Source organism: Dietzia sp. CW19 (assembly GCF_014145265.1).
GTDB classification, from domain to species: domain Bacteria; phylum Actinomycetota; class Actinomycetes; order Mycobacteriales; family Mycobacteriaceae; genus Dietzia; species Dietzia natronolimnaea.
The window spans coordinates 737-1865 of record NZ_JAALEE010000463.1 but is presented as its reverse complement, the minus strand read 5'-3'; the positions used below and the strand labels follow the sequence as shown (position 1 = coordinate 1865).

General features: G+C 71.2%; 1 protein-coding gene. It reads right to left on the bottom strand.

Annotated elements, in window-relative coordinates; all coding sequences use genetic code 11:
* Window positions 1-1023, bottom strand: a 1023-nt coding sequence (locus G6021_RS13375; RefSeq protein WP_182641497.1) for an acyl-CoA dehydrogenase family protein, incomplete at its 3' end; no start/stop codon positions are given.
* Window positions 1024-1129 lie beyond the last annotated feature (106 nt).

The following is a 1129-nucleotide window of genomic DNA, read 5'->3' as shown; positions in this document are numbered from 1 at the left end:
CTCGGTGTCGAGCTTCCAGGCCGCGTGCTGCACCAGCAGGCGGGCCTGGTCGATGGCGATCCGGGCCTCGGCGAGCCGCTCCCGGTTCCCGCCCAGGTTGACGACGGGTTTGCCGAAGGCCACCCGGCCCGAGGCGCGACGGCAGGCCAGGTCGAGCGCCATCTCCGACAGCCCGATGAGCCGCATGCAGTGGTGGACGCGGCCGGGGCCGAGCCGACCCTGCGCGATCTCGGCGGCCCGCCCGGGTCCGGTGATGATGTTCTCCACCGGCAGACGCACGCCCTCGAGGGACACCTCACCGTGGCCGAGCGGTTCGTCGTAGACACCCTGTGCGGTGAGCATGCGCTCGACGCGCACCCCGGGGGCGTCCATGGGCACCAGGACCATCGAGTGGCGCAGGTAGCGGTGCGCGTCCGGATCGGACACTCCCATGAAGATGCCGACCTCGCAGTCCGGGTGGCCGACGCCGGTGGACCACCACTTGCGACCGTCGAGGACCACCTCGTCACCCTCGACCCGCGCGGTGGCCGCCATGTTGGAGGCGTCGGAGGAGGCCACGGCCGGCTCGGTCATGAGGAAGGCGCTGCGGATCCTCCCGTCCAGGAGCGGGTCCAACCACCGGTCCTTCTGCTCCTGCGAGCCGTACTTGAGCAACACCTCCATGTTGCCGGTGTCCGGGGCGTTGCAGTTGAACACCAGGGGCGCGATGAACGACCGCCCCATCTCCTCGGCGACGGGCGCGTAGTCGGTGTTGGTCAGGCCCGTCCCGCCGTGGGTGCCGTAGCGCTCGGCGTAGGGCCCCTCGTGCCCGGCGGGCAGGAAGAGGTTCCACAGTCCCTGCGCGCGCGCCCTGCTCTGCAGGTCGGTGATCCGCGGATCGACCGCCCATGGGTCCTCTCCGGCCAGTCGGCGACGGGCGATGTCGGCGTGGATCGCCGGCTCGACCGGGGCGATGTGCGTGTCGATGAACTCGCGGACCGCCGCGGTGAGCTCGGCCGCGCGGGGTGAGGGTGAGAAGTCCATAGTGTGCATCGTGGCACACCCGGGTGAACGGGTTCGTCCCACGGCGGCGGCTCGTCGGATACCTCTGGCAGGATCGCGGAGGTGAGCGAGAACGCGCGTACCCCCC